Raw genomic sequence first — 16,713 nt, forward strand, 5'->3', positions numbered from 1 at the left:
TAACGTTTGCAAGGTTATTTTTCCGTTAAGACTCGTTAAAGGTTTTTTAGAACAAAGTTTAAGAGTTGCGGAATATTAAAAATGCATGACAAACAAAAGGATAAGCAGGAGGAAAATATATGTTTTTCATCACCTCACACAATCATTTCACAGCCCAAATCAGACCACTAAAAATATCCGACGATGATTTTCAGTCGTCGTCTCCAAAAGCCTTTCGACCAAAGAAAGAAATTTGTTGCAATAGATTTCAGCCAATAAGACTGGGATTCTTATAAGATGGAGGATGCCTTCCAAAAGCGAAAGACATCCTCCATTTTGTTTATCGGCAGTTTCTCCTCTGCCGCCGTTTCATCAAAAACCGATTATTGCAGCGGCGAGCGGAAAAAGAATCGCCGTTCCTCCAGCACCACCCTTTCATACTGATGGCTATTACAACAGGAGTAAGCGATGTGCCGACATTGTCAGTACCGCATCCTTACTTGAGGATGAACTTGCGGCCATTCTGTACGACCACGCCCTTATAGCTCTTGTTGACGCGCTGACCGGCGAGATTGTACACTGGTGCATTTGCATCAAGAGCAGGTGCTGCAACAACGCTGCTGATACCTGTTGGGACGGTGTTAAGAGAAACGATATAGCTGTTAGTCACCTCCTTAGTCACGGTATCGCCCTTCTTGTAGTTCTTCAGCACACCGGCAATCTTCACCTCGTCGCCAACCTTAATCTGATCCTCAGCGGTGAACTTCTCGTTGTTGAGATACTTACCACGGAACACCATGAGCTGGTTAGCTGTTGTGCCGTCGTCAGAGATATAATATGTAGCGTTGCCATATTGTGCCGATACCTCGTCAATCTGGCTGATCTTACCAGTTATGTAAACGACATCAGTAGTCTCAGCGTCAGAAACGAGCACAGACAAAGCCTGATCGACAGTGTAGCTTGCGGTATCCTTAGGCTCTACAGGCTCGTCACCGGCGGTAGTCTTGCCGTTGAGAGAGTAGATGTAGTTCCTCTGTCCGAGCTCAAGAGTACCCTTGTAGTCGATGAGCTTACCCTTGACGACGACCTTATCGCCGACCTTTATCTGGTCTTCAGCAGTGAACTTCTTGTTCTCAAGATAGTAGCCACGGAACACTTCGAGGCTGTCCTGAGCGCCGGCAGCAGCTGCGATGGCGTAGGTAGCGTTACCAAACTGCGTGCTTACCTCCTTGACAGATGTGATGACACCGGTGTAGAAAGCAGTATCGGCAGGCAGAGCGTTGGCATCGTACATAGCCACAGCGTCAGCAGCAGTATACGGATTCTCCACGGTACCATTGCCGGTAGTCTTCACGTTGGCCTGTTTCTTGAACTCCTTAGTAGCTACAGTACTCTGCAGGTCGCCCTTGTAGGCGATAGCCTTGACGGTAGCAGTCTCCGAGAGTGTGAACGGAGCAGTGTACTGAGTGCCCTCGCGGTCGTCAGGATCCTGGCCGTTGGTGGTGTAGTATACCGTAGCGCCGTCCTCAGCAGCGATAGTCACCGTAGTGGTCTCGGCAAATGGAGTCTCACCACTGATGGTAGGAGCAGCGAGCGACGGCGTTACAGTACCGCCGATGGTAACCTCAATCTTCGTGGCACGTACCTGAGAGCCGCTTGCTGTGAGCTGGAAGGATGCATCGTTGCCCTCCCATGTACCTTCATTACCGTCTTCCTGATAAGTGTAGGTTCCGGCAGTAGCATCGGTGAAGTTTCCAGGACCCCACTTTGCAGTACCATTCACAGTGCAAGTGAATACCACCTTTGTGATGTTGCCTGCCGTAGAAGAAATCTGGGCGAAGCCACCTTTACCGAAACGGTACTGCTTGCCGGTAGCGAAAGCACCCTTGTTGCAAACAACGACAACACCCTCCTTGCTGAGAGTGTCGTACTGCTCACCGCTTGTTGGAGCTTGGTCGTACTTTCCCTTGTCTGTTTTGGCATCGAAGGTCACAGTGGTCTGGGCCATAGAGGAAGCACTGATGAGAGCCATTGCAGCCATTAATGTGAAGCGTAAAATTTTTCTCATAAACTTGTTGAATTTAATTATTAATTAATAAATGTTTAGTCACTTTGTCGTCCAATTTGCGTACGACCGGAACGAAGATTCTATAGTCTACAAATCCCAGCCTGCTGAAACACTGCTACAAAGATACTAAATAAATAATGTAGAAGCAAGTTTATTAGTATTAAAATTGTATTAAAAATTAAAATATCCAGTTTTGGCGGTTGGCATCAATCCCGGATATTTCAATTTGTAACCTTTTGGCGGTTTGTTACTTACAGTTTTACGCTGCTTATGTCGACGAGTTTGTTCACGATGGCATAGATGGTGAGGCCCGCCGGTGAGTGAATTTGCAATTTCTTGGCGATATTGCGGCGGTGGGTGATGACCGTATTCGTCGAGATGAACAGATGGTCGGCAATCTCCTTGTTGGTCATTCCCTGAACCACACCCACGATGACATCCTTCTCACGGCTGCTGAGCGTCTCCGACGACTCAGGGTTCTTGTTTATCATCTTACTTATCTGGCTCGACACATCCGAATTCTTCGTCTTTTTTTCTAAATGCCGGATGGCCGGAACGAAAATCTCATCTTCCACCTTCGCATGCTGGCTGAGGAAGTTCTCGCAGTTGTACAGGTCGTAGAGGGCAGCCATGAGACGGTTGTTATGCTGCACATCGGAAGGCAGATACTTGATGATAATGCTCTTGAGCTCACCGAGTTTCTTGTCCGTCTGACCGTGATGGTCGGAGTAGGTGTCGATGTCGAAGCTGCCTTCGGTAGACTCGCCATGGAGAAGTTTCTCGACATAGGGGAATACCGTTTTCTCCTCATATTTCATGTGGTTTTGGATAGACCGCGAATATTCGTCATAAAGTCGCATAATGAAGCGGCCCAGATTGTCGTTCTCGTCGAGGGCCTCAAGGAGTTCGCGCCTTAGAAAAGGGAGCTCAAAACCGAGATAGTACTGGTGACTGGCCTTGAGATACTGTATGAGAGTCGATACCGACAGGCGGCCGGCATCATCAAACTCCTTATAGTTGTTGATGACGAAATTGACAACGGCAAGAAAAGTATAGGCATCGACGTTCTGCTGCTCGCAGACCTCCCTGACGGTCTTGTCGCCGAAACCAAGGTTTATTCCGAAACAGCTCAGTATCTGCAACAGGTCGTAGTTGTCGCGAATGAGAACAATCATCTTGTCGTCAGCCTCATACATCTTCTGATTCTTCATAATTTAGATTGGATTCTTTGTTACGTTAATTTCCACAATGCAAAAGTAAGCATTTTTAATATAATTATGGTAAGGGAGAGGAGAAAAAAGGGACATCAGCGGCCAAAATACCTAATAATAATGATGGCTAATACCCAATGTTTGCTACCTTAATAACAGTATTCGCCATGATCCGCGACCGCAGAAACGAATCGCATGTCCACCACAGTCGTGACTCGTCGTCCACCGGATAATAGTCGCGAAACATGGAACCCGTTTATTCCTCAGTATCCTTATGAGGTTACGGCGAAATTGGATTAGAATGATGAAAAATATTAACACCATTCCGATACCTATCGTTTAGTGTTCCCAAACGGCCCGTTTCGCATCCTGAAACGGGCCGTTTGAGCTTGCCAAATAGACCGTTTCAGAACGCCAAATGGTATGTTTCTCGAACACATTGAATATGAGACACTTACAGAGCCGAACCATTTGGCACAAAGAAACGAAATATTTTTACACTTATGTGTTTACATTGAATCGCCATGGATCGACCATAGATGATAGATTTGTGGTTGATTCATGGAGATTCATGTTTACATTTGATTGCCATGAATTGACCATGAATTATAAATTTATGGTTAATTTAGGGCGGCACATCTTCCGCAAATCATCATTATTTATGTAATTTTGCATCACAAAAAAGCAAACATTGGTTTCCATGCTAAAGAAAGTAACAATCAGTCTCTACACCATGCTGCTAATCGTCATGGCAGCGGCAACGATAATAGAAAAGATCAAAGGCACCGATTTTGCAGCCACAGCCATCTACGGTTCGTGGTGGTTCACGGTGCTGTGGGCACTGCTCGCCGCTGCCGGTGCTGCTTATATCCTGCGCCGAAGGGTCCGCTACTTCCCCACTCTGCTGCTCCACTTCTCCTTTCTCGTTATCCTCGCCGGAGCACTTATCACCCACCTATGTGCCCGTCAGGGTATGGTCGACCTCAGAATGGGTGAGACCACAGCTACTTTCTATGTCAAGGACAGCCGCAGCGGAATTACCGAGGAACGACTGCCGTTCAAGATGCGACTGAATAAATTCGATACGAAATACCACACCGGCACCAACGCCGCAGCCGATTATGAGACTGAATTCACTATTATTGACGGACAGCAGATGATACCGGCACGCGTATCGATGAACAAGATATTCACTTACCGCGGGGTGAGATTCTATCAGGCGTCCTATGACGACGACGGACAGGGCAGCGTTCTGACCGTAAACAGCGATCCATGGGGCATAGCCGTGACATACACTGGCTACGGACTGCTCTTCTTCGCGCTGATTTACATGCTCTTCGACCCCAAAGGTGCCTACCGCAGGGCTCTGCGCAGTCCGCTGCTGAAGAAGGGGACGCTCGTGGCCCTCATGCTCATAGTACTCGCTCCGGCACAAGGCAACGCTCAGAGGGTGCTGCCGCGGCAAACGGCGGAGGCCTTCGGACGGCTACACATATTATATAATGGGCGTATATGTCCGGTCAAGACGTATGCCTCCGACTTCTGTAAGAAAATCAACGGCCACAGGTCGTACCGCGGACTGACACCCGAGCAGGTGCTCTCGGGCTATATTTTCTATTACTCCGACTGGTGCCGTGAACCTTTCATCAAGGTTAAAAACGGGGAGCTGAAGAACGATCTGCAACTCGGCGATTATTGTACGCTCAACGATCTTTTCTCGCCCATGGCCGCCAACGGCTATGTGCTGGGCCAGTATCTCGAAGATTATTATTCCGGCCAAAACGACGAAGAGCATCGTCAGGCCGCCGACCTCGACAACAAGGTGATGCTCCTCATGCAGCTCCGCGAGCAGTCGTCGCTGAAAATGCTGCCATATACCGAAAAGAACGGGGCAACAACGTGGTACGCGCCCACCGACACGCTGCCAAAGAGCATCGAGCCGCAGCATGCACTGTATATCAACAGCGTATTCCATCTTATGGCGGAGGATGCTCAGGCCGGAGCTTTCGACCGTATCGACGCATTCATCAGCAAGATGGCAAGATACCAGAAAAGGTGTGGCGGGAGCAGTCTGCCGTCGCCAATGCAATACAAAGCGGAGATAATCAACGACTCAGTGCCCTTCGCAACAATCCTGTTCATAGTCAACATTACATTAGGATTCGTCACGCTTTTCTTTTTCATATACCGCCTTACGACTGACAGTCAACGACATAGCCGTACCAGAGCAGTAATGCTGTGGAGGGGATGGCACTTCGTTTTCGCCCTCATCCTCATTCTGTCGTTCCTCACCCTCACGGCAGCACTCGCCATACGGTGGATTATTAGCGGAACAATACCAATGGCAAACGGCTACGAGACAATGCTCACCGTGGCCTGGATAGTGCAGCTCATAGCCATCATCATGCAACAGAGGTTCAGAATTGTAATGGTATTTGGATTCTTGCTGTCAGGATTTTTCCTCCTCGTAAGCCATCTCGGACAGATGGATCCAGCCATAGGACGGGTGATGCCCGTTCTCAACAGTCCACTGCTGAGCATCCACGTGAGCATAATAATGATGAGCTACGCGCTTCTGTCGCTGACATTCATCTGCGGTTTGCTCGGACTCTTCCTTCCCTCGCAGGCCGCTGAGCTGCAAGCACTTAGCCGTGTATTCCTCTATCCTGCAATATCAGCTCTCGGAATCGGCATCTTCGTCGGAGCCATTTGGGCCAACGTAAGCTGGGGAACATACTGGAGTTGGGACTCGAAGGAGACATGGGCTCTGATAACTTTCATGCTGTATGCCGCAGCCATCCACACCGAGAGTCTGCCGGCCCTCAACCGTCCGAGAAACTATCATCTCTATCTTGTCTTGGCTTTCCTCAGCATAATCATGACTTATTTCGGCGTAAATTATTTCCTCACCGGCATGCACAGCTATGCCTAACGATACAAGCATCATCAATGCATCACATCGGTGCAGCGTGCGCGAAAGAGTTAGTTGGTACGCTGAGTTACTAATACAACGGACATTCAGCTATGGTCGTTTGCATGGCGCGACGATTGCTGTCGTCCGCAACAAAAGAAATATATCGTCTGCCGAAATAATTGAAAGATTTTTTCTGTTTCTTCAAAATATTTATTACCTTCGCATTGATATTTCCTTAAAAATGATATATATGAACAGAATATTTAAAGTTTTATAACTCGCATCAATGTTGCTGATTGCTGTTCAGCCATCGGCGCAGGGGCAGAATACCAACACCGAAGGCAGCTCTCAAGGAAAGGAACCGGCAACCGTCCTCGATAAGGTGCAGTACCGCGTCACGTATGCAGCACGATTGGTCGAAGATACCACAAAAGTTGATTCTATTGGCGGTTATGACTATAGCGACGATGACATGCGACTCGATATGGGCAAGACTGTCAGCGAGTTTTACAGTGGCCGCAAGGCGATAGTCGACAAATGGATGAAGGAGAAAATGGACCGCGGCGAACGCGATTTCACTAACATGCCGGCACAATCGTCAATATCGTGGATTGTATATCGCAATTATCCTGAGGGCGAGACAACTACCTTCGACGATGCCATGATGAACAGCTATCGGATATCGGAGAAAACACAGACACCACAATGGAGCATAGGCTCAGACACCTGCACAATCATCGGCTATCACTGTATGAAAGCTGAAACCAACTTCAAGGGGCGTCATTGGACTGTGTGGTACGCCGAAGATATTCCTCTCGATAATGGTCCATGGAAACTGATTGGGCTCCCCGGACTAATCCTTAAAGCTACGGATGCTAAAAAACAATACATTTTTGAAGCAAAAGGACTCGAGCAGGTTGACGGCAAAGAAGATATTACGCTCATTAAAAACTACAAGAAGTATGAATCGGTAACGCAGAAGCAATTTGACAAAATTAACCGCACCACTTCTTTTGACGATGCCATGAAGGCCTCGGGAATAACCATCAGCTTGGACAATGTCACGATTGAGGAAGGAGGCTTCAAAGACGACTTTATGAAATATATTATTAGCACGCCGATTCCTCAGATAATTAGGAAAAGCCTGGGGTAGTACCGATTCTGTCAGTGCCACCTATTTGTAATTTCTTATCCTCACATCGATGCCAGATCCCTTCAAGAGGTTCGCAACCTGCTGAATATCAGTGTCGGAGTAATGATAAGGGAAGAGAACCTTCGGCTTGATTATCTTTGCTGCGCGAGCCGTCTGTGCGGGAGTCATCGTGAACGGCTGATTGGTGGAGAGAAAGGCCACGTCGATGTTCTTAATGTTCCGCATCTCGGGAATGTCCTCAGTATCGCCGGAGATATATACTCTGAAACCGTCAAGCGTGAGAATAAAGCCATTATCACGTCCTTTGGGATGGAACTTTTCCCTACCCAGAGTAATATTGTAGGCCGGAACAGCATCTACGGTAATGTCATCAGCGAGACGCAGATGGTCGCCATTGTGCATAACTTTCCCTTTCCCGATGATTTTGGCACAGTTGGCATTCGTAACAATGACCGTCGAGGGTTTTTCCAACTGTCTGATAGCCACCGTGTCGCAGTGATCGTAGTGCTCATGGGTAACTAAAATATAGTCAGCCTTGGGCATCGTGCTGTAATCGGTCGTCGGTTCCAGCCTACTAACGGGGTCGACTTCTATCTCCCTGCCGTCGAACGTGATTCGTATACTGCCGTGTTTAATAGCGGTGAAAGTAATCTCCTTTCCACTCTTCGTTCCGAATGTATCTGTCTGAGTATCAGAGCCCGACTTCTCCCTACACGCTGCTATGGCCAATGTAGCTATCATGAGCATCATAGTGAGCAGCAGGTTCTTCTTTAGGTGTCCTGTCATCATATTTCAGTGCGGTTTTCGTTTGTTGCTAATCCCTGGCAAATATACGGAGAAATCCACGAATATTGAAATCAAAACGCAGTTATTTGATGTATTTTTCCGTAAAACAAAATTTTTCCGACGTTCGGGCATGATTATTCAAATTTAATTCGTAAGTTTGTAGCAAAAACGGATATGAAGAAGTTATTGACACTATTGCTCGGACTCTTAGGCTTTGCATCCGGTTGCAGCGGCCAGCATGATTCTATTAAAACGGTATCGGCTGCTGAGTTTGCCGAAATCATCAAGTCGGATTCTGTCATTCTTGTGGATGTCAGGACGGCTGACGAATATGGTGCCGGCCACATCGACGGTGCACGCAATATCGACGTTCTGAAGGACGGTTTCAAGTCCGAGGCTGTCGCCAATCTCCCCAAGGACAAGACCATAGCGGTGTATTGTCGGTCAGGGAAACGGAGTATGAAAGCAGCCCGCATCCTCGCTAACGAAGGCTACAAGGTTGTCAATCTCCGTGGTGGTTGGCTGGAGTGGACTGAAAAGTGTAAGCCCAAGCCATAAAACCTCGTAATCATACCCCCGCAGTCTAAGGCCTCAGCAGTGATTAATCGTCAAAGAAATTGAAGTTCAGGGGATTGAAGATGCAAATGAATGGGAACTCATGTAGCCACGTGAACACTAAATTAAGAAAACATTTGCAGCATACATACATACAACGTAGGGGTGGGGTTTATCCCCATCCTCTCAGCTGCGGGGTATTTGCTTTGTATCTTGTCCGCTGTTGGTAGGACGGGGATAAACCCCGTCCCTACGGTGGATATGTGCAACACTTTGATTATCAATGGATTACCAAAGGGATTGTAGCACTCGGTAGGGTTGGGGTTTATCCCCACCCTCGCAGCTGCGGGGCATTTGCTTTGTATCTTGTCCGCTGTTGGTAGGACGGGGATAAACCCCCTACGTTGGATAGGTGCAACACATGTTGTATATGGTTAAAATTCTAAACAAATTTCACATCGCAATGAGGACGGAGAAAAGGGATCAGATGCTACTCTGCCGTTCTGATCACGCTGGTAGTTCATCGATGAGATCCGGAGGAAATGGATCAGATGCTACTGAACGCTGATTATTCGTATATAAAAAACCGCCAAATCGTCCGAAAGAGTGGTTAAAATTGCATACAATCGGACAACTTGGCGGTAATCTATTTTATTTCACCATTACCTTTCTGACAGTCGTTTTGCCATTGGAATAGTGCGTCTTAACGATGTTCAGACCATGCTGCAACGAGTGCTGGCGGACACCGTTAGCAGAGTAGTAGATGGTGCTCACCACCGTGGCTCCGTCAGCCTCAGCGGCATTTATAGCCGTAGTGGTTTCTCCCCACGCCGCAGCCTTTGCCTTTGCCGATGGAGCCGAGATATTCATTGTGGCTCCGGCGTGTGCCGACACCTCAGCCTTCACCTCGCTGGCAGGATATGCCGTCAGCTTATAGTAGGCCGAAGGAATGAAGTAAGCGATGTTGCCCGACCGCTGCTGCACGTCGGCGGCACCATAGCAGCCCTTTACCGTGATATTGTAGTCGGTGTATCCCTTTGCGGTGGCATAGACCTTCCACGGGGTTTTCTGAGCGTTGGCACTGGTGAAAGCCGAGTTCTCTACATATATATTACTGCGGTAAGCGGCTCCCACGCAATAGTTGGAGACAGATGACGAGTAGAGGCAGTTGACGATGTGCACCTGTCCGAAGCGCACACGTGGCTGACGCTCCTTGCAGCCCTCGTCCCACCAGCAGTTGGCGAAGGTGGTGCGGAGCTTGCCTAAGTCCTTGGTATTCTTGTCGCTGCCACCCCAGAGATCAGAGAAGCGGTGGTCGTTGCTGCCACCGGAACCACCGGCGTAAGGAGCCTTCAGGTAGCGGAATCGGCACCACGTGACGCAGATATTGTCGGAGGCGTTATTGCAGTCGAAGTTGCCGTCAACAGCATCCTGGAAGTCGCAGTGGTCAACCCATATATACTGCGAGTTCTGCAGCGTGAGATTGTCCTCACCATCGATGTCGTAAGCTCCTGATCCTTTGAAGGTTATATTGCGCAGAATGATATTCTTGCTGTTCTTTATCATCAGTATGCCCGTCTTCTTCACAACAGCGGTGTGGGTAGGATTGATGAGTACCGATCCCGGCAGACCATAGACGGTCTTGTTCTGTGCGCCATTGACTGAGAGCTGTCCGTCGAAAGTGAGGGTGCCCTTGATGTAGATGGTCTTGGCGTCGGTGCCGGACATAGCGCTGACGAGGTCAGCGGCAGTGGTGACGACAACGGCATTGCGGTCGCCGGAGCCGGTGATGCTACCGCCTACCGTGCCCCATCCCACTGGAGCGTTGGCATCGTACTTGCTCAGTCCGGTTGTGCTTGTACTTGACGACGACGATGATGACGACGATGACGATCCGACACTCGACACCGTAAGGCTCTTGGCAGTACCGAAACCGCCGTTAGGATTGGACGCTCTTACGCTGTAGGTGCCTGTTGCCGTGATAGTATACGAGGTCGTAGCACTGCCGACGATGGTCAGCAGAGTGCCGTCCTTGAAGATAGCATAGGAGCTTGCTCCGCTGACTTTACCCCACTGTATGCTGTTGCCGTTCTGCGAGAGCGTATTCAGCGTGAGCTGAGCCGCATCGTTATATGGCTTCCATGAACCGAAGACGTTGCCGATGGCATAGTCCTTTGCTGCGGCTGAGGAGATGATGGTCTCCTTAGTGGCAGAGTTCGATCCCTGATAGAACTTAACCTTGTTTGAACTTGGCGAGACTACAGTACCGTTGCTGTTGACAGAGCGGTACTCGACGAATTTATCGGCTATGACGTTCATGCCCTGAGCCGTAAAGCGCGATGCAATGATTTTGGTTGGAGCTCCGAGCGTGGTATTGATGTAAGCCACACGAGGCTTTCCGCCCCATGCGCGTCCGAGGGAGTAGCTCTCGGCGTAGTTGACAATCTTACAGTCGTTGAACACATATCCCCATGTACTCTCGGTGTATGGTGCCGCAATAACGCAACTGCCCTTGCCGCTTGCAGTACGCTTCTCGACGGTTAGGGTGCACTTGTTGAAGAATACGTCGCCGCCACCACAGATAAAATCGACTGTTCCATGGATGTCGCAGCCCTCAAAATAAAATTTTCCACTGCGGTTGGCACTGTAATAAGTATCCTGATAAGACAGCATACGCACATTCTTGCAGATGGTGTTGTTGCCCTTGTCCTGGAGACATACGGCGCGTCCGGCCGAAGTGGCGTTGTAGTAGTTGAGCGCATTCTTGAGCGTAAGGTCCTGAAGATAAGTGTTTTGGCCTTGGTTGAGCAGCGTGGCCGTAGTGCCTATGCCCTCGTTAGCCACGTCAGGAGCATTGCGGATGATGGTCTTGTCCATGCTCTGACCGATAATGGAGATGTTGTTTCCGGTGATGGCGGTGAGACATGTGGTGCCGAGGTCGTAAGTGCCGTTGGGGAGGAAGATATACTTGCGGCCGGACGACTTGCTGGCGTTGGCCTGCTTCAGAGCTGCGAGGAAGCTGCTTGCCGACCCGGCCTTGACAACGTAGTAGTTCTGTGACACAGCGGTGAAGGAACCGGAGCTCTCGGTGCTGTTGTCAGTCTTATTATCGTCGGAGGATGAGGATGAGGACGACGGTGCGGAGTATTTGTTCAGCACCACGCTGATACTCTTGAGATACGACGATCCCGTAGCGTAAATGACGACGTAGCCGGCACTCACCTCAGCGGCCGTTGCAGTGTGGTTGGTGACATCGGCTGTTGCTGCCACACCGCCAACGTTATAGTTGTGGTATCCCGTTGCGCTCGTTACCGTCACGACATCGGAGGTCGTCGTTACCGGTACACGCAGGGCCGTCTTGGCGTTGAACTGCGCGTCGTTAGTGCGCTGTGCGAACTTACCGTATTGCGCTATGCAATAGATGGTTATGCCGTCGAGGGTCGACGGTATGCGTCCCTGCTTTCCTTCGATGGTAAGTCCACGGAGCGACGATGGATTCACGTTGGCAAAATCCCATTTCGCCGTAGCCTTTGTGGTGCTGGTCTGCGATCCGGTCTGAGTCGTCGACGACGATGAAGAACCTGCGTTGTTCTGCACGACCTTGATGCTGTAGATATAGCTCGTTGCTGTTGCCGCGAGCTCGACGTAGCCCTTGCTTACGTCGCTGCTCGTAGCCGTATATGTCGTAGTGTTGGAGGTGGCAGCCTTGCCGCCGATTTTGAAGTGGTAATAGCCTCCGTTGGCCACTACCGTCACCACATCGGCGGTGCTCTTCACCGGAATGCGGAGGTAGGTGTTGGCGTTCACCTGTACGTCGTTGGTGCGTACGGCAAACTTACCGCTCTTGGCAATGACAAACATCTGAATGCCAGACTGATTGGACGCTACATGGTCCTGTGATCCTTCGATGTGAATACCTTTCAATGACGAGGGATTCATGTGCTGGAAGTCCCATAAAGCCGTGATTGTTGATTCTTGCACCATTGCCCTGGCAACAAGTGCAAACAGTAGAACAAGCATTATCGCCAGTCCACATTTTTGTTTCGCTTTCATCTGATAAGTTTTAGTTAATTAGTTGGTTGAATTACAGTTAGATTCGTTCAAGATGACGGCTCGTTATCAAAGTCGTCGCTTATCGAGCGCAAATTTATGAAAATATCAGATTAAGTTAGCACTGTGTATACGTAAAAATACACGCAAACGTTTACGTAATTCTTCTTCTGAAGGCTACAAGTGCCGCGACATGCAATAGTAAATTGGCGTATGTTCGAGGATTACGGCGTCGCCCTCCTACCCCTACATTAACTGTCGTGCAATTTCATCTTCTCAGATTCCGTTTGTAATAATAATTCAAATCGCAATCGAATCTTTTCTGCTTCTGCTACGCACTGACTCACAGCCACTTACAAAGCAAGGCCATTTTACGTTGCGAAACGGTCCATTTAAGGCTGCAAAACGGTCGGTCGTAAGACCGAATCCTTTATTTCTTAGACGGCAACTAACCCTGCTACCGTTCCTGCTAACGACCATCGTCTATTGGTGGTTTCCGGACGTCTACAAGCGCAACCTAATCCCAGGGGGGGTGTATGGATTTTTTGCGGCATCAGCGGTTTTGCCGGTTTTACTTGCGATTGCAAGCCTGAGGAACGAAGGCTGTTTTCTTCTCCGTCGCCGGCTTGCCGAAACTTGCTTCGGAGTAAGCCGGCGACGGAGAAGAAACAATGGGCACAGCCCATTGCAAGCGCAAGAGGTTTTATTTGGTTTTTGTCAGAAAAGAATAAGTGCCAAGCCATCGTACGTATTGATATCAATCGCATCAGCCATGTACTATAATTTTGGGTGACGCATTGACGAAGTCGAGAGAGTTGTAATTTGTCTGAATCAGCGGGCTACTAACAATTTATGACCGATATGCCACTTAAATAACGTTGCTGAGTTTGGCATATTGCATGACGGAAGCGGGAATCGGAGAAGCCATCTTCCACTTTATTTGCATCTGACGGCCATAGCTGACGCGGTTGTAGGTGTGGCTTTTTGGTATGACCGACTAAAACAGACACAATAAACGTCATTCACCGACTCTATTTATCTTTCAATAAAGCTGAAAATTTGGTTGTGGGGAAAATATTTAGTAACTTTGCGGTCAAACAACATATAGTGTCATAATGCTCCCGCGGAATCAGCCACAGAAAAAACGTAGAAGCAAAAGAAGAATAGTTAGTTGGATGTTGGTAGTCGATTATATAATATATGTTTTCTATAAGCTTGCGTGCCTCGACCCATTTTGGAATACGTGGCCACGCATGGGAAGTTCGTTTTTTCTGACAATCCCGATAAGTTATTTAGTGATAAGGCTCTTGGATGTATTCGGTATACTCAACACTTTCTTCGTCCTAACATGCTTTGTTCCGATATGGATAATGCTCTATTGTCTTGTGTCATTAAGATTCGAAAAAGCGTGTAAAAGATTCAAGAATAAGAAGATCGTAACCGATTGGCCGACATGTATGTTTTTCTATATAGTATTTAATGTCACAATGATATTATTGATTTGAGCAACGGGAATATATGAAATAATGATTCAATTCCATTAAACTGCGATTCCGCCGGAACACGTAAAATATCACTATAATCGTCGACGATGAAAATAATATCCTATTTCTTTATCGGAATGGAATATGTCCTCTGCAAAGTCCTGTCTTATCTGCTTGTCATCTTTAAAGGACATAGAACTGGCAATTGCAGTCATGATGCTTCTGTCTATTTCAGAGCTATCTTTTGTAATAAAAAATATGTATTCGACGGTATGGGGAACATAAAAGGAATATCGGGATTACTTTGGTTTCTAATGATTGCATTTTTGACACCTGTAGCAATTAAACAATATGGAATAATGGGCCTTCTTATTATTTCCGTATTAGCTCTCTTAAATATATTTAGCGACATCTTTAAATACAAAATGAATTTTGTGAATGAGAAGAGAAGTGTAAACTGGGCGAAGTCAATTAGCAAGTGCAAATTTACGAAGTCTTTTTGTAAACGACTTCATCTGGAGTGAGAAAATTTTCCACACCGACAGCATTAGGTATAACCACACCATTGGTTGCAAGTACTGTTCCTATGGGTATACCCTTGCCTCCGTGGAGGTCCAGCATCAACGCAACATGGTGATAGACAAACGGAAGCGAGCAGATATTGGTCACTTCCTTCCATGCATGGGCGTCGCACGTCCGTGCCCACATCTTGACGGGCGTGTCATTAATCATGAATTCTTTCATATCTGTTGATTATTATCCGGTCATTATGGCCTTCATTGCGGTTGCAAAGTTAGCGTCGCGCTGCGCAAGGTTTTTGCGCAACCAGAAAAAAGTGACGTTCCGGCGATAAAAAAGCAGAATTGCGCAAATAGGTTTCGCAGAAATGTCTTATCTTTACACCCGAAAAGCTAAAACGCAGCGATTATGCCAGCCAACAAGAACGCTCTACTCCGATATAAGACCATCGACAACTGCCCCGCAACCGTCAACGCCGTTGGACGCTGCAAGACCTTGTCGATGCCTGCTCCGATGCCCTTTACGACTTTGAGGGAATCAGGAAAGGCATATCCACCCGCTCCGTACAGCTTGACATACAGATGATGCGAAGCGACAAACTCGGCTACAATGCACCGATAGAGGTCTATGACCATAAATATTATAGGTATGCCGACCCCGACTTCTCCATCACGGAGTTGCCGATGTCGCAGAACGATTATGACAAGCTTGCCGAGGCTGTGGACATGCTCAGGCAGTATGCCGACTTTGATGCCTTCACGGAGCTGTCGGATGTAATCGGCCGTTTGCAGGATACGCTTGCCATTGCCAAGAGTGAGCGGGCTCCAATCGTGGACTTTGAGCGCAACTCCAACCTCATGGGCCTAAAGTTCCTCAATCCTCTCTACAACTATATCGCCAACAGGCAAACGATAACCGTCAGCTATCAGCCCTTCAACAATCCCAAGCCTAAGGACTGGACCGTATGGCCCTATCTGCCGAAGGAATACCGCAACCGTTGGTTTCTGTTCTGTACGCGGACGACAGACCACCGATTGTTCAATCTGGCACTCGACCGCATGAAGGCCGTAACGCCCAACCGCGACATCGCTTTCGAGGACGACAAGCACTTCGATCCGTCAACGTTCTTCAAGGATGTCATTGGCGTTACCAAGACGAGGAGCACACCGCTTGTAACCGTCCGCTTCGTAGCCAACAGAGAGCAGGCTCCTTACATCGAGACAAAGCCCGTCCACAGCTCACAGATGGTACTTGAGCGCAATGAGGAAGACGGCAGCGTGCTCTTCCAATGCCGGGTCGTCCTCAACTTCGAGTTCTATGCCCTCATGCTCTCTTACGGGTCGGGAGTGAAAATCGTCTCTCCCAAATGCGCTGTCAAGACCATCAGAAAGATGCTTAACGAGGCAGCGGAACAATACAACTCCCAAAATAATCTGTGACTGGGCAACGTTTAGTAACGCCATAGGTTTAACTTTGCCGACAAAGAGACAATGAAAGACTTCGCAGCTATAGACTTCGAGACGGCCAACTTCGAGCGGACAAGCGTCTGCTCAGTCGGCGTTGTAGTGGTCCGTGATGGCAAGAAAGCAGACCAGTTCTACTCTCTTATCCATCCTGAGCCGGACTATTATAACTACGTGTGTTCCAGTGTCAATGGTCTCTGCCGTGAGGATACAGATGATGCACCCATCTTCCCCGACGTATGGAAACAGGTAGAACCGATGATAGAGAGTCAGCCTCTCGTTGCCCACAACAAGGCCTTCGACGAGACATGTCTCAAGGCCGTGTTCCGTATGTACAGATGGACTATCCCGACTATCCATTCTATTGCACTCTTATAAAATCCCGCCAGGTATGGCCGGGCGGTCATCATAACCTCGACATCATCGCCGAGCGCTGCGGTTACGACCTTAAGAACCACCACCATGCGCTTGCCGATGCCGAGGCGTGCGCTGCCATCGCCCTAAAGATATTGTAAATTGCGGAGGGACACA

Annotated in this window: 9 protein-coding genes and 1 pseudogene; 5 read left to right on the forward strand and 5 right to left on the reverse strand. The window is 48.5% G+C overall.

The features are described from left to right. Window positions 1-475: 475 nt before the first annotated feature. Both LDN30_RS11000 and LDN30_RS11005 read right to left on the reverse strand, forming a co-directional pair. The gene (locus tag LDN30_RS11000; RefSeq protein WP_223929503.1) at window positions 476-2,047 is read right to left on the reverse strand and encodes an FN3 associated domain-containing protein; all 1,572 of its coding nucleotides are present in this window, start codon (window positions 2,045-2,047) and stop codon (window positions 476-478) included. Between the two features lie 251 nt (window positions 2,048-2,298). Then, the gene (locus tag LDN30_RS11005) at window positions 2,299-3,258 is read right to left on the reverse strand and encodes a helix-turn-helix transcriptional regulator (protein ID WP_223929504.1); all 960 of its coding nucleotides are present in this window, start codon (window positions 3,256-3,258) and stop codon (window positions 2,299-2,301) included. Between the two features lie 700 nt (window positions 3,259-3,958). Between LDN30_RS11005 and LDN30_RS11010 the strand changes: the two genes are divergently transcribed. Together LDN30_RS11010 and LDN30_RS11015 are read left to right on the forward strand one after the other, a co-directional pair. After that, a complete protein-coding gene (locus LDN30_RS11010; RefSeq protein ID WP_223929505.1) occupies window positions 3,959-6,190 on the forward strand; it encodes a cytochrome c biogenesis protein CcsA in 2,232 nt (743 codons plus the stop codon). Between the two features lie 268 nt (window positions 6,191-6,458). Beyond that, window positions 6,459-7,325, forward strand: a complete 867-nt coding sequence (locus LDN30_RS11015) for a GLPGLI family protein (RefSeq protein ID WP_223929506.1) — start codon at window positions 6,459-6,461, stop codon at window positions 7,323-7,325. Window positions 7,326-7,346: 21 nt separating this feature from the next. On the opposite strand, the gene LDN30_RS11020 is transcribed toward LDN30_RS11015, so the two are convergent. Further along, on the reverse strand, window positions 7,347-8,114 hold the full coding sequence (locus LDN30_RS11020) for an MBL fold metallo-hydrolase (RefSeq protein WP_223929507.1): 768 nt from the start codon (window positions 8,112-8,114) through the stop codon (window positions 7,347-7,349). Between the two features lie 171 nt (window positions 8,115-8,285). Between LDN30_RS11020 and LDN30_RS11025 the strand changes: the two genes are divergently transcribed. Further along, window positions 8,286-8,669, forward strand: a complete 384-nt coding sequence (locus tag LDN30_RS11025) for a rhodanese-like domain-containing protein (protein WP_223929508.1) — start codon at window positions 8,286-8,288, stop codon at window positions 8,667-8,669. Window positions 8,670-9,317: 648 nt separating this feature from the next. Here LDN30_RS11025 and LDN30_RS11030 read toward each other — a convergent pair. Further along, the gene (locus tag LDN30_RS11030) at window positions 9,318-12,650 is read right to left on the reverse strand and encodes a pectinesterase family protein (RefSeq protein ID WP_223929509.1); all 3,333 of its coding nucleotides are present in this window, start codon (window positions 12,648-12,650) and stop codon (window positions 9,318-9,320) included. A 2,036-nt stretch (window positions 12,651-14,686) separates the two neighbouring features. Further along, the gene (locus tag LDN30_RS16410; protein ID WP_262901949.1) at window positions 14,687-14,944 is read right to left on the reverse strand and encodes an RtcB family protein; all 258 of its coding nucleotides are present in this window, start codon (window positions 14,942-14,944) and stop codon (window positions 14,687-14,689) included. Between the two features lie 260 nt (window positions 14,945-15,204). On the opposite strand from LDN30_RS16410, the gene LDN30_RS11040 reads away from it, so the two are divergent. Together LDN30_RS11040 and LDN30_RS11045 are read left to right on the forward strand one after the other, a co-directional pair. Then, entirely contained in the window at window positions 15,205-16,158 is a 954-nt protein-coding gene (locus LDN30_RS11040; protein WP_498043768.1) for a WCX domain-containing protein, read from the forward strand. A 51-nt stretch (window positions 16,159-16,209) separates the two neighbouring features. Continuing rightward, window positions 16,210-16,697, forward strand: a pseudogene (locus LDN30_RS11045) (exonuclease domain-containing protein). The last annotated feature ends 16 nt before the right edge of the window (window positions 16,698-16,713 follow it).

This window comes from Prevotella lacticifex, from assembly GCF_019973375.1.
Taxonomy (GTDB): domain Bacteria; phylum Bacteroidota; class Bacteroidia; order Bacteroidales; family Bacteroidaceae; genus Prevotella; species Prevotella lacticifex.

What these genes read in the sequence shown, in the direction of transcription:
- LDN30_RS11010 (WP_223929505.1), top strand. Translation starts at nt 3,959, where the DNA reads ATGCTAAAGAAAGTAACAATCAGTCTCTACACCATGCTGCTAATCGTC.
- LDN30_RS11005 (WP_223929504.1), bottom strand. Translation starts at nt 3,258, where the DNA reads ATGAAGAATCAGAAGATGTATGAGGCTGACGACAAGATGATTGTTCTC.
- LDN30_RS11025 (WP_223929508.1), top strand. Translation starts at nt 8,286, where the DNA reads ATGAAGAAGTTATTGACACTATTGCTCGGACTCTTAGGCTTTGCATCC.
- LDN30_RS11015 (WP_223929506.1), top strand. Translation starts at nt 6,459, where the DNA reads ATGTTGCTGATTGCTGTTCAGCCATCGGCGCAGGGGCAGAATACCAAC.
- LDN30_RS11020 (WP_223929507.1), bottom strand. Translation starts at nt 8,114, where the DNA reads ATGATGACAGGACACCTAAAGAAGAACCTGCTGCTCACTATGATGCTC.
- LDN30_RS16410 (WP_262901949.1), bottom strand. Translation starts at nt 14,944, where the DNA reads ATGAAAGAATTCATGATTAATGACACGCCCGTCAAGATGTGGGCACGG.
- LDN30_RS11030 (WP_223929509.1), bottom strand. Translation starts at nt 12,650, where the DNA reads ATGGTGCAAGAATCAACAATCACGGCTTTATGGGACTTCCAGCACATG.
- LDN30_RS11000 (WP_223929503.1), bottom strand. Translation starts at nt 2,047, where the DNA reads ATGAGAAAAATTTTACGCTTCACATTAATGGCTGCAATGGCTCTCATC.